21 protein-coding genes are annotated in these 17,034 nt (G+C 74.1%); 5 read left to right on the forward strand and 16 right to left on the reverse strand.

What is annotated here, in order from left to right:
- Positions 1–2: 2 nt before the first annotated feature.
- A complete protein-coding gene (hisI, locus tag QK442_RS00690) occupies positions 3–374 on the reverse strand; it encodes a phosphoribosyl-AMP cyclohydrolase (RefSeq protein WP_282691752.1) in 372 nt (123 codons plus the stop codon).
- An 84-nt stretch (positions 375–458) separates the two neighbouring features.
- Here hisI and QK442_RS00695 point away from each other — a divergent pair, with 84 nt between their 5' ends.
- Positions 459–1,094: a TIGR03085 family metal-binding protein gene (locus QK442_RS00695; protein ID WP_282691753.1), complete on the forward strand. Its 636-nt coding sequence runs from the start codon at positions 459–461 to the stop codon at positions 1,092–1,094.
- Here QK442_RS00695 and QK442_RS00700 read toward each other — a convergent pair.
- The 11 genes from QK442_RS00700 to hisD form a co-directional block, all read right to left on the reverse strand.
- Positions 1,091–2,329 carry an MFS transporter gene (locus tag QK442_RS00700; RefSeq protein ID WP_282691754.1) on the reverse strand — a complete coding sequence of 413 codons (1,239 nt, stop codon included), beginning with the start codon at positions 2,327–2,329 and terminating at the stop codon, positions 1,091–1,093. The genes QK442_RS00695 and QK442_RS00700 overlap by 4 nt on opposite strands.
- Positions 2,326–2,736: a PIN domain-containing protein gene (locus QK442_RS00705; RefSeq protein ID WP_282691755.1), complete on the reverse strand. Its 411-nt coding sequence runs from the start codon at positions 2,734–2,736 to the stop codon at positions 2,326–2,328. The genes QK442_RS00700 and QK442_RS00705 overlap by 4 nt, the downstream gene beginning before the upstream one ends.
- Positions 2,733–2,951 carry a type II toxin-antitoxin system VapB family antitoxin gene (locus QK442_RS00710; RefSeq protein WP_282691756.1) on the reverse strand — a complete coding sequence of 73 codons (219 nt, stop codon included), beginning with the start codon at positions 2,949–2,951 and terminating at the stop codon, positions 2,733–2,735. Before QK442_RS00710 ends, QK442_RS00705 begins: the two co-directional genes overlap by 4 nt.
- A gap of 78 nt (positions 2,952–3,029) precedes the next feature.
- Positions 3,030–3,785, reverse strand: coding sequence for an imidazole glycerol phosphate synthase subunit HisF (gene hisF, locus QK442_RS00715; RefSeq protein WP_282691757.1), 756 nt, complete (start codon positions 3,783–3,785; stop codon positions 3,030–3,032).
- Positions 3,782–4,180: a RidA family protein gene (locus QK442_RS00720; RefSeq protein WP_282691758.1), complete on the reverse strand. Its 399-nt coding sequence runs from the start codon at positions 4,178–4,180 to the stop codon at positions 3,782–3,784. The genes hisF and QK442_RS00720 overlap by 4 nt, the downstream gene beginning before the upstream one ends.
- Complete coding sequence (gene priA, locus QK442_RS00725) at positions 4,177–4,905, reverse strand: bifunctional 1-(5-phosphoribosyl)-5-((5-phosphoribosylamino)methylideneamino)imidazole-4-carboxamide isomerase/phosphoribosylanthranilate isomerase PriA (protein ID WP_282691759.1); 729 nt, start codon at positions 4,903–4,905, stop codon at positions 4,177–4,179. The genes QK442_RS00720 and priA overlap by 4 nt, the downstream gene beginning before the upstream one ends.
- A complete protein-coding gene (gene hisH / locus QK442_RS00730) occupies positions 4,902–5,561 on the reverse strand; it encodes an imidazole glycerol phosphate synthase subunit HisH (protein ID WP_282691760.1) in 660 nt (219 codons plus the stop codon). The genes priA and hisH overlap by 4 nt, the downstream gene beginning before the upstream one ends.
- On the reverse strand, positions 5,558–5,722 hold the full coding sequence (locus tag QK442_RS00735) for a hypothetical protein (protein WP_282691761.1): 165 nt from the start codon (positions 5,720–5,722) through the stop codon (positions 5,558–5,560). The genes hisH and QK442_RS00735 overlap by 4 nt, the downstream gene beginning before the upstream one ends.
- Before the next feature lie 2 nt (positions 5,723–5,724).
- A complete protein-coding gene (hisB, locus tag QK442_RS00740; RefSeq protein WP_030492957.1) occupies positions 5,725–6,318 on the reverse strand; it encodes an imidazoleglycerol-phosphate dehydratase HisB in 594 nt (197 codons plus the stop codon).
- Positions 6,315–7,439, reverse strand: a complete 1,125-nt coding sequence (locus tag QK442_RS00745; protein WP_282691762.1) for a histidinol-phosphate transaminase — start codon at positions 7,437–7,439, stop codon at positions 6,315–6,317. Before QK442_RS00745 ends, hisB begins: the two co-directional genes overlap by 4 nt.
- Entirely contained in the window at positions 7,436–8,779 is a 1,344-nt protein-coding gene (gene hisD, locus QK442_RS00750; RefSeq protein ID WP_282691763.1) for a histidinol dehydrogenase, read from the reverse strand. Before hisD ends, QK442_RS00745 begins: the two co-directional genes overlap by 4 nt.
- 216 nt (positions 8,780–8,995) lie before the next feature.
- Between hisD and QK442_RS00755 the strand changes: the two genes are divergently transcribed.
- From QK442_RS00755 to ybaK, 4 genes are all read left to right on the forward strand, one after another.
- Complete coding sequence (locus QK442_RS00755) at positions 8,996–10,591, forward strand: oxidoreductase (RefSeq protein WP_282691764.1); 1,596 nt, start codon at positions 8,996–8,998, stop codon at positions 10,589–10,591.
- Between the two features lie 122 nt (positions 10,592–10,713).
- Entirely contained in the window at positions 10,714–11,781 is a 1,068-nt protein-coding gene (locus QK442_RS00760; protein ID WP_282691765.1) for a hypothetical protein, read from the forward strand.
- A gap of 11 nt (positions 11,782–11,792) precedes the next feature.
- The gene (locus QK442_RS00765; protein WP_282691766.1) at positions 11,793–12,530 is read left to right on the forward strand and encodes an LON peptidase substrate-binding domain-containing protein; all 738 of its coding nucleotides are present in this window, start codon (positions 11,793–11,795) and stop codon (positions 12,528–12,530) included.
- 61 nt (positions 12,531–12,591) lie between these two features.
- A complete protein-coding gene (gene ybaK / locus QK442_RS00770; protein ID WP_282691767.1) occupies positions 12,592–13,089 on the forward strand; it encodes a Cys-tRNA(Pro) deacylase in 498 nt (165 codons plus the stop codon).
- 51 nt (positions 13,090–13,140) lie between these two features.
- On the opposite strand, the gene QK442_RS00775 is transcribed toward ybaK, so the two are convergent.
- The 4 genes from QK442_RS00775 to QK442_RS00790 all read right to left on the reverse strand — a co-directional run bounded on the left by QK442_RS00775 (position 13,141) and on the right by QK442_RS00790 (position 16,984).
- A complete protein-coding gene (locus QK442_RS00775; protein ID WP_282691768.1) occupies positions 13,141–13,755 on the reverse strand; it encodes a DUF2567 domain-containing protein in 615 nt (204 codons plus the stop codon).
- A 34-nt stretch (positions 13,756–13,789) separates the two neighbouring features.
- On the reverse strand, positions 13,790–14,590 hold the full coding sequence (locus QK442_RS00780; RefSeq protein ID WP_282692038.1) for an ABC transporter permease: 801 nt from the start codon (positions 14,588–14,590) through the stop codon (positions 13,790–13,792).
- Positions 14,591–14,687: 97 nt separating this feature from the next.
- Positions 14,688–15,671: an ABC transporter ATP-binding protein gene (locus QK442_RS00785; protein WP_282691769.1), complete on the reverse strand. Its 984-nt coding sequence runs from the start codon at positions 15,669–15,671 to the stop codon at positions 14,688–14,690.
- 11 nt (positions 15,672–15,682) lie between these two features.
- Entirely contained in the window at positions 15,683–16,984 is a 1,302-nt protein-coding gene (locus QK442_RS00790) for an NYN domain-containing protein (protein WP_282691770.1), read from the reverse strand.
- Positions 16,985–17,034: the final 50 nt, after the last annotated feature.

A 17,034-nucleotide genomic window follows, 5' to 3' on the forward strand; every position in this document is an offset into this window, starting at 1 on the left:
CCCTACTCGGCCGCGGGGAGGAGCACGTCGGTGTCGAAGCAGGTGCGGGTGCCGGTGTGGCAGGCGGCGCCGACCTGGTCCACCTTGACGAGGATCGTGTCGGCGTCGCAGTCGAGGGCGACCGACGTGACGTGCTGGACGTGCCCGGAGGTGTCGCCCTTGACCCAGTACTCGTTCCGGCTGCGGGACCAGTAGGTGCAGCGGCCGGTGGTGAGGGTGCGGTGCAGGGCCTCGTCGTCCATCCAGCCGAGCATCAGCACCTCGCCGGTGTCGTACTGCTGGGCGATGGCGGGGACGAGCCCGTCGGGGCTGCGCTTGAGCCGGGCGGCGATGGCCGGGTCGAGGTCGCTGGGGGTCCGGGGCGTGCTGCTCATGGCGCCATTGTGCCGTGGCGCGGGGGCGTGTCCGGCGCGGTGTCCACTGGGCGGACGGCGCGCCGCGGCCGTACGCTGGCGGACATGTCGACCCATGCCAAACGTGAACGGCTTCTGCTCGCGGATCTGTTGGAGGCGGCCGGCCCGGACGCGCCGACGCTGTGCGAGGGCTGGCGGACCCGGGACCTCGCGGCGCACGTGGTGGTGCGGGAGCGGCGCCCGGACGCGGCGGCCGGGACGCTCGTCCCGGTGTTGAAGGAGCGGATGGAACGGGTGCAGGAGGAGTTCGCGGGGAAGCCGTACGAGGAGCTGATCCAGCTCATCCGTACGGGCCCGCCGCGTTTCTCCCCGTTCACGATCAAGCAGGTGGACGAGGGTGCGAACGTCGTCGAGTTCTACGTCCACGCGGAGGACGTCCGGCGGGCGCAGCCCGGCTGGTCGGCGCGGGAGCTGGACCCGGTCTTCGCGGACGCCCTCTGGTCCCGCCTGGAGAAGGCCGCCCGCCTGCTCGGCCGGAAGGCGCCGGTGGGCCTGGTCCTGCGCCGCCCGAACGGCCAGACGGTGGTCGCCCACCGCGGCACCCCGGTGGTGACGGCCTCCGGGGAGCCGGGCGAGCTGACGATGTACCTGTACGGGCGTACGGAGGTGGCGAAGGTGGGCCTGGAGGGCGAGCCGGAGGCGATCGAGCTGCTGAACACGACGAAGCAGCTGGGGCTCTAGGCGTTCGGGAGTTCGGCGCGGCGGAGGGCCGGCACCAGCAGCGCGTACCCGCCCGAGGCGGCACAGACCGCGGCGCTGGCGACGAAGACCGGGCCGGGCCCCCACAGGCCGATGGCCGCGCCGGTGAGCGGGAAGCTGAGCGGCGCGAGGCCGAGACTGCCGAGGCTGGAGACGGCGCTGACCCGGCCGAGGTACGCGGGGTCCGCCTCGGTCTGGACGAGGGCGCCGCACAACACGCCGTTGAGCCCGGCGAGCAGCCCGACCAGGACCGCGACGAGTACGGCGAGGGGCAGCTGCGGCACGAAGGCGAGCGCGCCGATCGACAGGGCGCCGAGGGCCATGCTCCAGCCCATCACGGCGCCCGCGCGGGGCACCCGCCCGCGCACCGTGAGGAGCAGTGAGGCGGCGCCCGCGCCCGCGCCGAACCCGAAGAGGATCCAGCCGATGCCGGAGGCGCCCCAGCCTCGCTGTTGGGCGAGGAGCGCGAGGCCGACGTTGAGCGGGCCGACGAAGCCGAGGTCGGCGAGCAGGACGACGATCATCAGCGGGCCGAGGACGCGGTGGCGGCGGAGGTAGCGCAGTCCGTCGGCGAGATCGCGCAGAGCGGTGCTGTCCGCCTTCTCCTCGGTGGGGAGCGGCCGGAGCTTGAGCGTGCACAGCAGGGGCAGGGAGAGCGCGAAGAGCACACCGGCGACGGTGAAGGCGGACGCGGACCCGCCGAGGGCGACGGCGAGACCGCCGAGCGGAGCACCGAGGACGGCGCCCAGGCGGTACGCGAGACCGCGCATGCCCTGGACGCGGGCGAGCTGGTCGCGCTCGGCGATCCGGGGCGGCAGGGCGCCGACGGCGGGCAGGAAGAGCGCGTCGACGGTGCCGAAGACCAGGGCGACGGCGGCGAGCACCCACAGGCCGGGCGAGGCGAGGAACAGGGCCGCGGCGAGGCCGAGGGTGACGAGGCAGCGGACGGCGTCGGAGGCGATGACGACCCGGCGCGGCCCGAGCCGGTCGGCGACCACTCCCCCGACGAGCAGCAGCAGGGCGCGGGGAACGGCGGAGACGGTCATGACGAGCCCGGCCTGAGCGGGGCTGCCGCTGCTGACGGCGGCCCAGGAGAGGGCGAGGTAGTAGACGCTGTCGCCGAGGGTGGAGGCGGTGTAGGCACCGAGCCAGCGCAGGACCTGGGGGTCGCGGTGGGCGGGGGTCGGTGTGGCGGTGGGGTCGAGGGTGGTGGTCAACGGCCGGTCGGCTGGAGTCGGATCATCGCGATGCCCGGGCGCACCTTGGCGATCGAGGTGAAGTCGTCGTCGACGTGCAGCAGGGTCAGCCGGTGCTGCTGGGCCGTGAGGGCGATGAGGATGTCCATCGGGGAGGGGCCCCGGTGGTGGCCGATGGAGACGAGGTCCCGCTGCACGGCGATGACCTTCGGCCAGGGATCGTCGACGGCGGGCACCCACCCGAAGGTCTGGCCGAGCATGCCGAAGAACGGCTCGTGGTCCCGGTCGGCCCGCAGACCTGGCATCAGCTCGGACTCGACGGGCGGGCAGATCGCCACGAGCCCCTGGGCGACGTGCCGCGGCCACGGGTCGCCGATCTGTCGGCGCAGCAGTCGCCACACGGCGGAGGTGTCGGCGAGGTACGTCACTGACCCGACCGCTCCCGGTCCTCCAGGACCTCGAAGTCGAGGAAGTCGTCGGCGTTGTCCTGGAGCCAGCGCAGGGCGCGCGCCCGGTCGTCCGCGCTGAGCGCGGCCGCTATCGTCAGCGCGCGGTTGACGGTGTCCCGCTTCGTCGTCGTACCGAGCTGCTGCTGCGCGAACGCCAGCATGCGGTCGTCCACGTCGATCACGGTCCTGGCCATGCCGGCCTCCCGATGGGTGCGGTTTGATATACGACCTGGTATCAGGATATCGAACCGCACACATCGGTGTCCGGGTTCTCAGCGGACCTCGTGGCCCGCCTCCCGCAGCACCTCCTTGACCTGCCCGATCCGCAGGTCGCCGAAGTGGAAGACGGAGGCGGCGAGGACCGCGTCCGCGCCGGCCTCGACGGCCGGGGGGAAGTCGGCGAGCCTGCCCGCGCCGCCCGACGCGATCACCGGGACGGTCACGTGCTTGCGTACGGCCGCGATCATCTCGGTGTCGTAGCCGTCCTTGGTGCCGTCCGCGTCCATCGAGTTGAGCAGGATCTCGCCCGCGCCCAGCTCCGCGGCCCGGTGTGCCCACTCGACGGCGTCGATGCCGGTGCCCTTGCGGCCGCCGTGCGTGGTCACCTCGAAGGAGCCGGTGGCGGTGCGGCGCGCGTCCACGGACAGGACGAGGACCTGGCGGCCGAAGCGCTCCGCGATCTCCTGGATCAGCTCGGGGCGGGCGATGGCGGCCGTGTTGACGCCCACCTTGTCCGCGCCGGCCCGCAGCAGCCGGTCGACGTCCTCCGCCGAGCGGACGCCGCCGCCGACGGTGAGCGGGATGAAGACCTGCTCGGCGGTGCGGCGCACCACGTCGTAGGTGGTCTCCCGGTTGCCGGAGGAGGCGGTGATGTCGAGGAAGGTCAGCTCGTCGGCGCCCTCGGCGTCGTACAGCTTGGCCATCTCGACGGGGTCGCCCGCGTCCCGCAGGTTCTGGAAGTTGACGCCCTTGACGACCCGGCCGTTGTCCACGTCCAGGCAGGGGATCACCCGTACGGCGAGGCTCATTCCGCATCACTCCTGTACGCCTCGACCTCGACCTCGACCACCAGGCGGGGGTCGACGAAGCCCGAGACGATGATCATCGAGGCGGCCGGGCGGACCGCGTCGAACAGTTCCTTGTGGGCGCGGCCGACCTCGTCCACGTCCCGCGCGTGGGTGATGTACATGCGGGTGCGGACGACGTGCTCGGCGCCGAGGCCCAGCTGCTTCAGCGCGCCGAAGGCGACGTCGAAGGCGTTGACGGTCTGCTCGTACGGGCCGCCGTCGGCGATCTGGCCGTCGACCACCGACGTACAGCCGGCGACGAGGACGGTGCCGTTCGGCAGCTCGACCGCGCGGGAGTAGCCGAACTGCTCCTCCCAGGGGGCGCCGGTGACGACCTTGCGCAGGGGGGCGGTCATGCGGACGCCACCGTCCGCAGGGCCTCCTCCAGGGTGAACGCCTTGGCGTAGAGCGCCTTGCCGACGATCGCGCCCTCGACGCCCAGCGGCACGAGGCCGGCGAGGGCGCGCAGGTCGTCCAGGGAGGAGACGCCCCCGGAGGCGACGACGGGCTTGTCGGTGGCCTCGCAGACGTTCTTCAGGAGCTCCAGGTTGGGGCCCTGGAGGGTGCCGTCCTTGGCGATGTCGGTGACGACGTACCGGGCGCAGCCCTCGGAGTCGAGGCGGGCCAGGGTCTCGTAGAGGTCGCCGCCGTCGCGGGTCCAGCCGCGGCCCTTCAGGGTGGTGCCGCGCACGTCGAGGCCGACGGCGATCTTCTCGCCGTGCTCGGCGATGACCTTGGCGACCCACTCGGGGGTCTCCAGGGCGGCGGTGCCGAGGTTGACGCGGGTGCAGCCGGTGGCGAGGGCGGCGGCGAGGGAGGCGTCGTCGCGGATGCCGCCGGAGAGCTCGACCTTGATGTCCATCGCCTCGGTGACCTGGCGGACGAGGTCGCGGTTGTCGCCGGTGCCGAAGGCGGCGTCCAGGTCGACGAGGTGGAGCCACTCGGCGCCGGAGCGCTGCCAGGAGAGGGCGGCCTCCAGGGGGGAGCCGTAGGAGGTCTCGGTGCCGGACTCGCCGTGGACGAGCCGGACGGCCTGACCGTCGCGGACATCGACGGCGGGGAGGAGTTCGAGAGTGCTCACAGGGTTCCGATCCAGTTGGTGAGGAGCTGGGCTCCGGCGTCGCCGGACTTCTCGGGGTGGAACTGGGTGGCCCACAGGGCGCCGTTCTCCACGGCCGCCACGAAGGGCTCTCCGTGGGTGGCCCAGGTGACCTTGGGGGCGCGGATGTTCTTGTTGCCGACCTCCAGGGTCCACTCGCGCACCGCGTAGGAGTGCACGAAGTAGAAGCGGGCGTCGGCGTCGAGGCCGGCGAAGAGCTCGCTGTCCCCGGGCGCCTCGACGGTGTTCCAGCCCATGTGGGGGACGACGGGGGCGTTCAGCGGCTCGACCGTGCCGGGCCACTCGTCGAGGCCCTCGGTCTCGACGCCGTGCTCGATGCCCCGCTCGAAGAGGATCTGCATGCCGACGCAGATGCCCATGACGGGGCGGCCGCCGGAGAGCCGGCGGCCGACGATCCAGTCACCGCGGGCCTCCTTGAGCCCCTGCATGCAGGCGGAGAAGGCACCGACGCCGGGGACGAGGAGCCCGTCGGCGTTCATCGCCTTCTCGTAGTCGCGGGTGATCTCGACGTCGGCGCCGACCCGGGCGAGGGCGCGCTCGGCGGAGCGGACGTTGCCGAAGCCGTAGTCGAAGACGACGACCTTCTTGCCCGTGCCGGTGGGGGTGTTCGCCGTCATGACCACACGTCCAGTCGCAGCACGCCGGCGGTGAGGCACATGGCGGCGCCGATGGAGAGCAGCACGATGAGGCCCTTGGGCATCTGCTGCTTGACGAAGGAGTAGATGCCGCCGAGCTGGAAGAGCCCGACGACGATCAGGATGGTGGAGAGACCGGTCACGGTTACAGCGCGCCCTTCGTGGAGGGGAGGATTCCGGCGGCGCGCGGGTCGCGCTCGGAGGCGTAGCGCAGGGCGCGGGCGAGCGCCTTGAACTGGCATTCCACGATGTGGTGGGCGTTGCGCCCGTACGGCACGTGGACGTGGAGCGCGATCTGCGCCTGGGCCACGAAGGACTCCAGGATGTGGCGCGTCATGGTGGTGTCGTACGAGCCGATCATCGGCGCCATGTTCTCGGGCTCGGTGTGCACGAGGTAGGGGCGGCCGGAGAGGTCGACGGTGACCTGGGCGAGGGACTCGTCCAGCGGGACCGTGCAGTTGCCGAAGCGGTAGATGCCGACCTTGTCGCCGAGGGCCTGCTTGAAGGCGGCGCCGAGGGCGAGGGCGGTGTCCTCGATGGTGTGGTGCGAGTCGATGTGGAGGTCGCCGTCGGTCTTGACCGTGAGGTCGAACAGACCGTGGCGGCCGAGCTGGTCGAGCATGTGGTCGTAGAAGCCGACCCCGGTCGACACGTCGACCTTCCCGGTGCCGTCGAGGTCTATCTCGACGACGACGGACGTCTCCTTGGTGGTGCGCTCCACGCGGCCTACGCGGCTCATGCGTTCTGCTCCTTCTTCAGCTCACGAACCGCGTCGAGGAACGCGTCGTTCTCTTCGGGGGTGCCGGCGGTGACCCGCAGTCGGCCCGGTACGCCGTTGTCCCGGACCAGGACGCCCCGGTCGAGGATGCTCTTCCAGGCCTCGTGCGCGTCGGGGAAGCGGCCGAACTGGACGAAGTTGGCGTCGGACTCGGTGACCTCGTAGCCGATCGCCCGCAGTTCGGCGACGAGCCGGTCGCGCTCGGCCTTGAGCTGCTCGACGTACCCGAGGAGGGTGTCGGTGTGCTCCAGGGCGGCGAGCGCGGTGGCCTGGGTGACGGCGGAGAGGTGGTACGGCAGTCTCACCAGCTGGACGGCGTCGACCACGGCCGGGTGGGCGGCGAGGTAGCCGAGGCGGAGCCCGGCGGCGCCGAAGGCCTTGGACATGGTCCGGGAGATCACCAGGTGCGGCCGGCCCTCCAGGAGGGGCAGCAGCGAGTCGCGGTGGCTGAACTCCACGTACGCCTCGTCCACCACGACCAGGGAGGGCCTGGCGGCCTGGGCCGCCGCGTACAGCCGCTCCACGACCCGCGCCTCGACGGCGGTGCCCGTGGGGTTGTTGGGCGAGGTGACGAAGACGACGTCCGGGCGGTGCTCGGCGATCGCCTCCTCGGCGGCCTCGACGTCGATGGTGAAGTCCTCGCGGCGCGGTCCCGGGATCCAGCCGGTGCCGGTGCCGCGGGCGATCAGGGAGTGCATCGAGTACGAGGGCTCGAAGCCGATCGCGGTGCGGCCGGGGCCGCCGAAGGTCTGGAGCAGCTGCTGGAGGACCTCGTTGGAGCCGTTGGCGGCCCACACGTTCTCCGCGGCCACCGGGTGCTTGCCGGTACGGGTCAGATAGCGGGCCAGCTCGGTGCGGAGCTCCACCGCGTCCCGGTCGGGGTAGCGGTTGAGGCCGCGGGCGGCCTCGGCGACCCGCTCCGCGATCCGGGCCACCAGGGGCTCGGGCAGCGGGTAGGGGTTCTCGTTGGTGTTCAGCTGGACGGGCACGTCGAGCTGGGGGGCGCCGTAGGGCGACTGGCCCTTCAGCTCCTCGCGGATCGGCAGGTCGTCGATCCCGATGGTGTCGTTCTTGTCGCTCACTTGCTCTCGGGCACCTTCCAGCCGAACCTTGCCTTGATCGCCGCGCCGTGGGCCGGGAGGTCCTCGGCCTCGGCGAGGGTGACCACGTGGTGGGCCACGTCGGCGAGCGCGTCGCGCGTGTAGTCCACGATGTGCACGCCGCGCAGGAAGGACTGCACGGAGAGGCCCGAGGAGTGGCAGGCGCAGCCGCCGGTGGGCAGGACGTGGTTGGAGCCGGCGCAGTAGTCGCCGAGGGAGACCGGCGCCCAGGGGCCGATGAAGATCGCGCCCGCGTTGCGGACCCGGTCGGCGACGGCGGCGGCGTCGGCGGTCTGGATCTCCAGGTGCTCGGCGCCGTAGGCGTCGACGACCTTCAGGCCGTCGTCCAGGCCGGTGACGAGGACGATCGCGGACTGCTTGCCGGTCAGGGCGGGGACGATCCGGTCGTCGACGTGCTTGGAGGCGGCCACCTGGGTCTTCAGCTCGGCCTCGACCGCGTCGGCCAGCTCCTCGGAGTCGGTGACGAGGACGGAGGCGGCCATCGGGTCGTGCTCGGCCTGGCTGATGAGGTCGGCGGCGACGTGCACGGGGTCGGCGGTGGAGTCCGCGAGGACCGCGATCTCGGTCGGGCCGGCCTCGGCGTCGATGCCGATGCGGCCCTTGAGGAGGCGCTTGGCGGCGGCGACGTAGATGTTGCCGGGGCCGGTGACCAGGTTGACCGGGGCGCAGCCGGGCTCGTCGCCGGGGGCCTCGGTGCCGTACGCGAACATGGCGACGGCCTGGGCGCCGCCGGCGGCGTACACCTCGTCGACGCCGAGGAGGGCGCAGGCGGCGAGGATCGTCGGGTGCGGCAGTCCGCCGTGCTCCTTCTGCGGCGGGGAGGAGACGGCGATGCCCTCGACGCCGGCCTCCTGGGCGGGCACCACGTTCATCACGACGGAGGACGGGTAGACGGCGCGGCCGCCCGGCACGTACAGGCCGACGCGCTCGACCGGGATCCACTTCTCGGTGACCGTGCCGCCGGGCACGACCTGGGTGGTGTGGGTGGTGCGGCGCTGCTCGCGGTGGACCGTGCGGGCGCGCCGGATGGACTCCTCCAGGGCGGCGCGGACGGCCGGGTCGAGCTCGTCGAGGGCGCGGGCGATCGCCTCGGCGGGGACGCGCAGGCTCTCGACGCGCACGCCGTCGAATTTCTCCCCGTAGTCGATCACCGCGGCCGCGCCATGATGCCGGACGTCCTCGCAGATCGGCCGCACCGTCTCCAGGGCGGCTTCCACGTCGAACTCGGCACGGGGCAGCAGGTCGCGCAGGGCGGAACCCTCGGGGAGGGACGCGCCGCGCAGATCGATTCGAGAGATCACGGCTCAATTCTCGCAGACGCCCCACAACGCCGGACGTCCGTATCACTGGCTGATACACGGCTTGCTACCCGTCGATACACGCCACTGTGGCGTCTCCTCGCCACTCCTGACCGTTAGCGTTCACCCCGTCACAGTGCGGGAAGAACGACTGTACGAATCCACGACTCCCGGTGAGCGGAGTGGTGGGAGCGCATCGGGGAGAGCGAGGGGGCGGCAGTGACCGAGCCGCACGAGGACGGGATGCCGGACGGTCTCACGGGGCCGGAGAGGGCCATGTGGCAGGCGTTCCGGATCGGCAGGACCTGCGATCTGACGGAGGGGGTGGCGGAGCGGGACGACCCGTTCGGGGAGTGGCCCTGGGGGCCGGAGCGGAGCGTGCGGGCCGAGGTGCTGGCGGCGCTGCTGCTCGACGGGCCGCCGGCCAGGCCGGGCCGGGTGGCCGCGCTGAAGCTGCGCGGGGTGCGCATCACCGGCGTGCTGTATCTGGCGGGAGGCTCCATAGCGCCGTACGTGGAGCTGCACGGCTGCCGCTTCGACGGCGAGGTGGTGCTGCCCGAGGCCCGGTTCGGGACGCTGCGGATGGTCGGCTGCGCCCTCCCCCGGCTTGAGGCGGCCCGGCTGCACACCGAGGGCGATCTGCACCTGCCGCGCTGCCGGGTGCGGCGGGGCATCCGGCTGACGGACGCGCAGATCGGCACCGACCTGCTGATCAACCAGATCCAGGTGTGGCCGGACGGCCGCGGCCGGGCGATCACGGCGGACGGCCTGGTGGTGGCGCAGGACCTCCAGGCCGAGCTGATCGAGACGCACGGCGAGTTCAGTCTGCGCGGGGCGAAGGTCGGGGTCTCGCTCAGCCTGCGGGGCAGTGTGCTCCGCGCGGACCGGCAGCGCCGCGCGCTGAACGCGCCGCAGCTGACGGTGGAGCGCACGCTGTACCTGAACGCGGCCTGGGTGTACGAGGGCGGCGGGCGGTCCATGGCCACCCCGCCGTACGGGGTGGCGTCGGTCCAGGGCGCGCGGCGCAAGTCGGCCGAGTTCCACGGCGGGGTGCGGCTGGACGACGGCCGGTTCGGCGACGCGGTGGACCTGAACCACGCCCGTTTCCTGCTGAGCGGGGCGCGCCGGGAGGAGCTGTCGCTGCGCCGGATCGTCACCCCGGAGCTGCGGTTCAACGGGGAGCGTCCGGAGGAGGGCCGGGTGGTGCTGAACGGCGCGAAGGTGGTGACGCTGATCGACCTGTCGACGAGCTGGCCGGGCCCGGGCGGCCTGGCGCTGAGCGGTTTCGTCTACGAGAACCTGGTGCCGTACGGGCACTTCCCGCTGGCGCGGCGCATCGAGTGGGTGGCGGCGGCGACGCCGGAGTACGCGCCGGAGCCGTACGAACGGCTGGCGACCGTGCTCCGCAACAGCGGGGAGGACGCGGACGCCCGGGAGGTGCTGCTCGCCAAGCAGCGGCGCAGACGGGAGACGCTGCCGCTCGCCGGGAAGCTGTGGGGGTACGTCCAGGACTGGACGGTGGCGTACGGCTACCGGCCGGGCCGGGCTGCGCTGTGGATGGCGGTGCTGTGGGCGGCGGGCACGCTGGTCTTCACGCGGTACGAGCCGGTGCCGCTCAAGGAGGACGAGGGCCCGGCGTGGAACGGCACGCTGTACGCGCTCGACCTGCTGCTGCCGGTGATCGCGCTCGGCCAGGAGGGCTACTGGCGTCTGGAGGGCGGCTGGCAGTGGGTGGCGACGGCCCTGATCCTGCTCGGCTGGATCCTGGCGACGACGGTGGCGGCGGGCGCGACCCGGCTGCTGCGGCGGGGCTGACGGGCGGCCCCGCGCAGGGCAGGGGCGGGGCGGCGGGGGGGGGAGACCGGGTGCGCTCCGGGTGAAGGGTTGGGAAAGGCGAAGGGTCCGGAGCACCCCCCGGTGGGAAGATACGTCCTGCCATGTCCTTCCTCCGCGCCCTGCTCGGCGCCGCCCGTTCGGCCCGGCACGCCCCGCGTCTCGCCGAGGGGCTGACACCGGACGACGACGTGTTGCTCGACGCCCCCGACGGGCGGCTCGCCCCGGCCCTGGTGGCGGCCGCGCTCGGCGATCCGGAGCCCGCGGCGAAGCTGCTCGCCACCACCCGGGACGCCGGGGAGTGGGAGGACCGGGACCGTTACGTCGGACGGCTCGCCACCTTCGCGTACAGCCGGGGCGAGTGGCTGGACCGGTGGCGGGAGGCCGCGCCCGGAGACCCCGACGCCCTCCTGGTGTCGGCGCAGCTCGCGGTGGGCCGGGCGTGGGAGTCGCCGGCGCGGGCGGAGCGGCTGCGGGAGCTGGACCCGCTGCTGCGACCGCTCGTGGAGGGGTCCGGGCGCGATCCGGTGCCGTGGCGGCTCGCCCTTGACCACGCGCGCGGGGCGCACGCGGGGCACACGGTCTTCGAGGGGCTGTGGGAGCAGGCCCTGCTCCGCTCCCCGCACCATTACGGCTGCCATGTCGCCGCGCTGAAGTACCTGTCGGCTCAGTGGTACGGCTCGGACCGGGCGGCCTTCGACTTCGCGGAGCAGGCGGCGGACGACGCGGCACCGGACTCGCTGGCGCGGATCCTGCCGGTGCGCGCCGCCTACGAGGCGCTGCGTCCGCTGCCGGGCACCGGGCGGGCAGCGGCGGGGCCGGATGCGGGCAGGCCGGATGCGGGCGGTCCTGACGGGGCGCGGATCGACCGGGCGGCGGACCGGGGCCGGGCGCTGTCGGCGCGGTTCGCGGCAGGCGACCCGTGGCCGGCGGAGGCGCGGAACCTGCTGGCGTACGTCCTGGTGGAGCGGGGGCGGTGGGAGGACGCGCTGGCCGAGTTCGGCCGGGCGGGACCGTACGCCACCTCCTTCCCGTGGGCGGCCGGCGGGCACGATCCGCTGCGTCGCTTCCTGGCCACCCGGGACCGGACACGGGCGGAGCTGGGGCGCCGGACCCCGTTGTACGGGCGGGCTCGCCCGATCGCCGGACGGGGCGGGCCGCACGGCCGTTAGGCTTGGCCGCTGTGACCACCGCTCGCCTGCCCCTCTTCCCGCTCAACGCGGTGCTGTTCCCGGGCCTCGTGCTGCCGCTCAACGTCTTCGAGGAGCGATATCGCGCCATGATGCGCGCGCTGCTCTCCACCAACGCCTCGGAGCCGCGGCGCTTCGTCGTGGTCGCGATCCGGGACGGGTACGAGGTCGCCAGGACCGCGCCCGGCATGCCGGACCCGACGGCGCTGCCGGAGAAGGGCCCTGCGGCGGGCTTCGGACCCGACCCGATCCGCAGCTTCCATCCTGTGGGGTGCGTCGCGGACGCGGCGAGCATCCGGGAGCGGGCGGACGGCTCGTACGAGGTGATGGTCACCGGCACCACGCGGGTGCGGCTGCTCTCGGTGGACGCGAGCGGCCCGTTCCTGACGGCCGAGACCGAGGAGCTTCCCGAGGAGCCGGGCAAGGAGGCGGAGGCGCTGGCCGAGGGCGTGCTGCGGGCCTTCCGCGCCTACCAGAAGCGGCTGGCGGGGGCGCGGGAGCGGTCGCTGACGACGGCCGAGCTGCCCGACGACCCGTCGGTGGTGTCGTACCTGGTCGCGGCGGCGACGACGATCGACGTGCCGACGAAGCAGCGGCTCCTGGAGGCCCCGGACACCACGGCCCGGCTGCGCGAGGAGCTGGCGCTGCTGCGCGCGGAGACGGCGGTGCTGCGGCACCTGCCGTCGCTGCCCGCGGTGGAGCTGACCCAGGCGCCCACCTACCCGAACTGACGGACCGAGCGAACTGACGGACCGAGCGAACTGACGGACCGAGCGAACCCAGGAAGTCGGCGTGGCGAAGAAGAAGCAGAAGAACGGCGGGGGCACCCCGGCGACGGTGGCCCTGGCCGCGGCGGGCACGCCGTACACCCTGCACGCGTACGAGCACGACCCGGCGACCCCGTCGTACGGCGAGGAGGCGGCGGAGGCGCTCGGCGTCACGCCCGACCGGGTCTTCAAGACGCTGGTGGCCGAGGTCGACGGGGAGCTGACGGTGGCGGTGGTGCCGGTCGCGGGCCAGCTGGACCTGAAGGCGCTGGCGTCGGCGGTCGGCGGGAAGCGGGCGGTGATGGCGGACCCGGCGGCGGCCGAGCGGACGACCGGGTACGTCCGGGGCGGGATCTCGCCGCTGGGCCAGCGCAAGCGGCTGCGTACCGTGCTCGACTCCTCGGCGTCGGCGCACGGAACGATCTGCGTCTCGGCCGGCCGGCGGGGCCTGGAGGTCGAGCTCTCCCCCGCCGACCTGGCCGCGCTCACCTCGGCGGTCCTGGCCCCGATCGGCCGCGGCTGACGAAAGCCCCTCCGGCCCGCAGCGGCTGACGGCCCCCTGGCCGTTCGGCGTTCAGTGCTTGTAGGCGTCCCAGGGGCCGGGCTCCGGGTCGCGGGGGCCGAAGATCCCCGTCAGGACCAGGTGGACGACGGTCGCGGCGAGCGGCCAGGCCAGCATCGCCGCCGCCCCCATCTGGAGCTTCAGGGGCGCGTCGAAGGCGACCTCGGGGCCGACGGCCTTGGCGTGGGCGATCACGTCGGAGGTCGGCCCCAGCTCGGTCCCCAGCCACCAGGCGAGGAGCGAGCCGAGGACGCCGCCGACGGCGAGCCCGAGGACGAGCGGGACGCCGCCCTTGCGGCGGGCGAGGAAGACGACGAGTCCGGCGATCGCGCCGAAGGCGAGGGCGAGGAGGACGAAGGTGCCGTCGGCACCGATCGCGGCCTCCCCCTCGGAGTCCTTCAGATAGACGCCCTTGCCGTCGGAGATCAGCCGGACCGTCGGCGCGAGCCACACCCAGAGCGCGCCGAGCACGGCTCCGGCGACCGCGGAGGCGGCCGTCACCACCAGGCCCTGGAGGACCTCGGCCGCGGTGATCGGGTCACCCTCCGGGCCCTGGTACGGCGGGGGCGGCGGGGGCCATGAGGGGTCGTGCGGCGGCTGCTGGGGAGGCGTCAGGGGTGCGGTCACCCCGCCATCGTGCCAGGTGCGCCGGTGTCCCGCCTCAGCGGACCGCGGCCCTGCGGTAGGCCCAGGTGGCGGCGGCCAGCGAGAGGACGCCGACGACCCCGCAGACGGCCAGATCGAGGGCGACGGCCGCCCAGTCGGGGCGCGGGTCGAAGGCGCGGGCCAGGGCCTCGACGCCGTACGTGGAGGGCAGCAGGTCGCGCACCCAGCCGACCGGCTCCGGCATCCGCTCGGCCGGCAGCACGCCGAGGAGCAGCGCGGCGGACATGCCGAGCTGGCCGAGGAGGGTGGCCAGCTCCTGGCGGGGGGCGAGCAGGCCGAGGGCGGCGCCGAGTCCGGAGAGGGCGGCGCCGGCGAGCGGGACGACGGCGGCGAGCAGCCACAGGTGGCCGAGCGGCAGGCCGAAGAGGACGGCGCCGGTGACGGCGGTGACGACCGTGCCGGGGACGGTGAAGGAGGCGTACGCGCCGGCGGCGCCGAGCACCACGGCGGCGGGCGGCACGGGCAGGGTGGCGTAGTGGTCGAGGCCGCCGGTGGCGCGGAGCTGCCCGAAGTACTGGGCGAGCAGGTTGAGGGCGACGAAGGCGACGACGAGGACGGTGGAACCGGCGACGACGGCGCGGGCCTCGGAGCCGCCGTCGACGACCCCGCGCATCAGGATCATGATCCCGATGGACTGGAAGGTCGCGACGAAGAGCAGCGGGATGCGGGCGACCCGGGCCCGGCTGAGCTGCGCCTTGTAGACGGCGGCGAGGGAGGGCAGCAGCCAGGCGGCCGGGGCGAGGGGGGCGGCCTCCCCGGTGTCCCGGGCCGGGGCGGCCGGCACGCCGGCCGGCAGGACCTCGGCGGGCAGGGTGCTCAACGCGGACAGCTCCTGGGGGTGACGTGCGGTACGTGGGGGGTCACGCCGGGGGCGAGAGGGGAAAGAGCGAGGCTCATGCCTTCACCAGCCCTTCGCGGGCGGCGCCGCCGAGGGCGAGGTAGACGTCCTCCAGGCTGGGCGTGGCGAGGGTGAAGTCGTCGAGGGCGGCGAAGGCGGCGCCTCCGGTGACGGCGGCGACGGCGGCGCGGGCGGCGTCGGGGGCGAGCCGGAGGGTCCAGCGGCGGCCGGACTCCTGGGCGAGTTCGCGCAGGGCGGCGACCTCGGGGAGGGCGAGCGGGGCGGTGTCGCGCCACAGCAGGTCGACGCGGACCTCGCCGGCGACCCGTTCCTTGAGCCCGGCGGGGGTGTCGCAGGCGATGACCCGGCCCCGGTCGAGGACGGCGACCCGGTCGAGGACGGTCTCGGCCTCGATGACGTTGTGGGTGACGAGGAGGACGGTGGTGCCGTGCTCGGCGCGGCGGCGGTCGACGGCGGCCCAGACGGCCCGGCGGGCGACCGGGTCCATGCCGGTGGTGGGCTCGTCGAGGACGAGGACGGGCCGGTGGCCGACGAGGGCGGCGGCGAAGCAGGCGAGCCGGCGCTGTCCGCCGGAGAGCTTCTTGAGGGGGCGGCCGGCCAGCTCGCCGAGGCCCAGCTCGTCGAGGACGGCGTCCCGGCCCGCGCGGGCGTCGGCGGCGGTGAGGCCGCGCAGCCGGCCGGTGGTCTCGGCGGCGAGGGCGACGGTCAGCTCGTCGAGGGCGGTGGACTCCTGGCCGAGGTAGGCGAGGAGGCGGGCGGCGCGCCCGGGGTGGCGGACGAGGTCGTGGCCGAGGAGCTCGACGGTGCCGGAGTCGGGGCGCATGAGGCCGGTGAGCTGGCGGACGAGGGTGGACTTGCCGGCGCCGTTGGGGCCGAGCAGGCCGAAGATCTCGCCGCCGCGCACGTCGAGGCTGATCCCGTCGGTGGCGCGCACCTCGGGGGTCGCGGGCGCGCCCCGCCTGCCGCGCGTGGCGGGGTACGTCTTGACCAGATCCCGCACCACGCACACCGTACTCACGGGGGAAGAGCCTACGGGGTCGCCGGTCCCGCTCCGGGCGCGGGGGCGGGTTCGGCGGCGGCGCGGACGTCGATCTCGCGCCAGAATCCGGCGCGGATGGCGTAGCGGTCGTGCTCGTCGATCTGGTCGTCCTTGTGGGCGAGGAGGCCGAACCGGGCGGCGTAGCGGAGGAGTTCGCCGTCGATGCGGTGGGGGATGCGGGGGTAGAGGACGGAGAGCTTCTGGATGTGGCTCTGCTCGGGGAGCCGTTCCAGCCACCGCCGGGCGAACACCTGTCCGACCTCGAAGGGGTCTCCGCCGACGGTGGTGATGTCCTCCTCGCGGTCGGCCCAGCGCTGCTCGGCGCTGGTGAGCTGGGCCAGGGTGGGCAGCGAGGCGGTCTCGGGCGGCTCGCCGAGGGCGGTCGGGGGCCGGTCGACCCAGCCCCGGTCGGAGGACCAGCGCAGGGCGCTGGCCGCCTGGGGCGCCGTGGGGTGGGGGGCGGCGGTGGGGCGCAGTCCGGCCAGGTCCTTGGGGGTGGGTACGGCCTTGCCCGCGGTGGGGGCCGGGACGGCGGCGGGGGCGTGTCCTTCGGCGGAGGGTACGGGTGCCCCGTCGGCGGCCTGCCGATCGCGGCGCGCGGCGGCGGACTCGGCGGCTTCGGCGGCTCCTGCGGCCCGCTCGGCGGAGGCGAGGGCGGCCTCGGGGAGCGGCGCGGAGAGGATGGCGGCGATCTCGGGGCGGGGCACGGGCGGCGGGGCGCAGATGCCGGTGAGGTCCTTGGCGCGGACGGCCCGGGTGATCCAGGTCCGGTCGAGGACGCGGCGCTCGTCGGCCTCGGCGACCAGGTCCTCGGACTGGTTGTAGTCGCCGTCGGCGGCCTGGACGGCCCAGAGATGGACGGCGACGCCGTGCTCCTTGGCGGACATCAGGCCGGGGAGCAGGTCGCCGTCGCCGGTGACGAGGACGATGTCGGAGCAGGCGCGGTTGCGGGAGAGCTCGGTGAGTTCGGTGTGCATGGCCGCGTCGACGCCCTTCTGGGCCCAGCGGCCGTCGCTGCGGGTCAGGGCGCCGAGCCGGACGGTGACCCGGGGCATCACGCGCAGCCGGCGGTGCTCGGGCTGGGGCACCCGGTCGGGGGCGCCGTCGAACCAGTAGATCCGCAGCAGCGGGAGGCCGGTCTCGGTCTCGGCCCGTTCGCGCAGCTGCCGGATGAGCCCGGCGTGGTCCACGCTGATGCGGGAGCGGGCCGGCTCCCCGGCGAGCAGGCTGGCGGCGGCTCCCAGCAGATAGCCCGCGTCCACCAGAACGACGCATCGGTCCACGTGCTCCACCCTCTTTCGGATCTCGGCCGGACTCGGGATCTCAGGTGTTCCGGGTTCCT

The sequence above is a fragment of the Streptomyces sp. CC208A genome, assembly GCF_030010625.1.
Taxonomy (GTDB): Bacteria; Actinomycetota; Actinomycetes; order Streptomycetales; family Streptomycetaceae; genus Streptomyces.

Excerpts from the sequence above, each read along its gene's own strand:
- hisI (WP_282691752.1), bottom strand. The coding sequence starts at position 374 with ATGAGCAGCACGCCCCGGACCCCCAGCGACCTCGACCCGGCCATCGCC.
- QK442_RS00695 (WP_282691753.1), top strand. The coding sequence starts at position 459 with ATGTCGACCCATGCCAAACGTGAACGGCTTCTGCTCGCGGATCTGTTG.
- QK442_RS00710 (WP_282691756.1), bottom strand. The coding sequence starts at position 2,951 with ATGGCCAGGACCGTGATCGACGTGGACGACCGCATGCTGGCGTTCGCG.
- hisF (WP_282691757.1), bottom strand. The coding sequence starts at position 3,785 with ATGAGCCTCGCCGTACGGGTGATCCCCTGCCTGGACGTGGACAACGGC.
- QK442_RS00720 (WP_282691758.1), bottom strand. The coding sequence starts at position 4,180 with ATGACCGCCCCCCTGCGCAAGGTCGTCACCGGCGCCCCCTGGGAGGAG.
- hisH (WP_282691760.1), bottom strand. The coding sequence starts at position 5,561 with ATGACGGCGAACACCCCCACCGGCACGGGCAAGAAGGTCGTCGTCTTC.
- hisB (WP_030492957.1), bottom strand. The coding sequence starts at position 6,318 with ATGAGCCGCGTAGGCCGCGTGGAGCGCACCACCAAGGAGACGTCCGTC.
- QK442_RS00760 (WP_282691765.1), top strand. The coding sequence starts at position 10,714 with ATGTCCTTCCTCCGCGCCCTGCTCGGCGCCGCCCGTTCGGCCCGGCAC.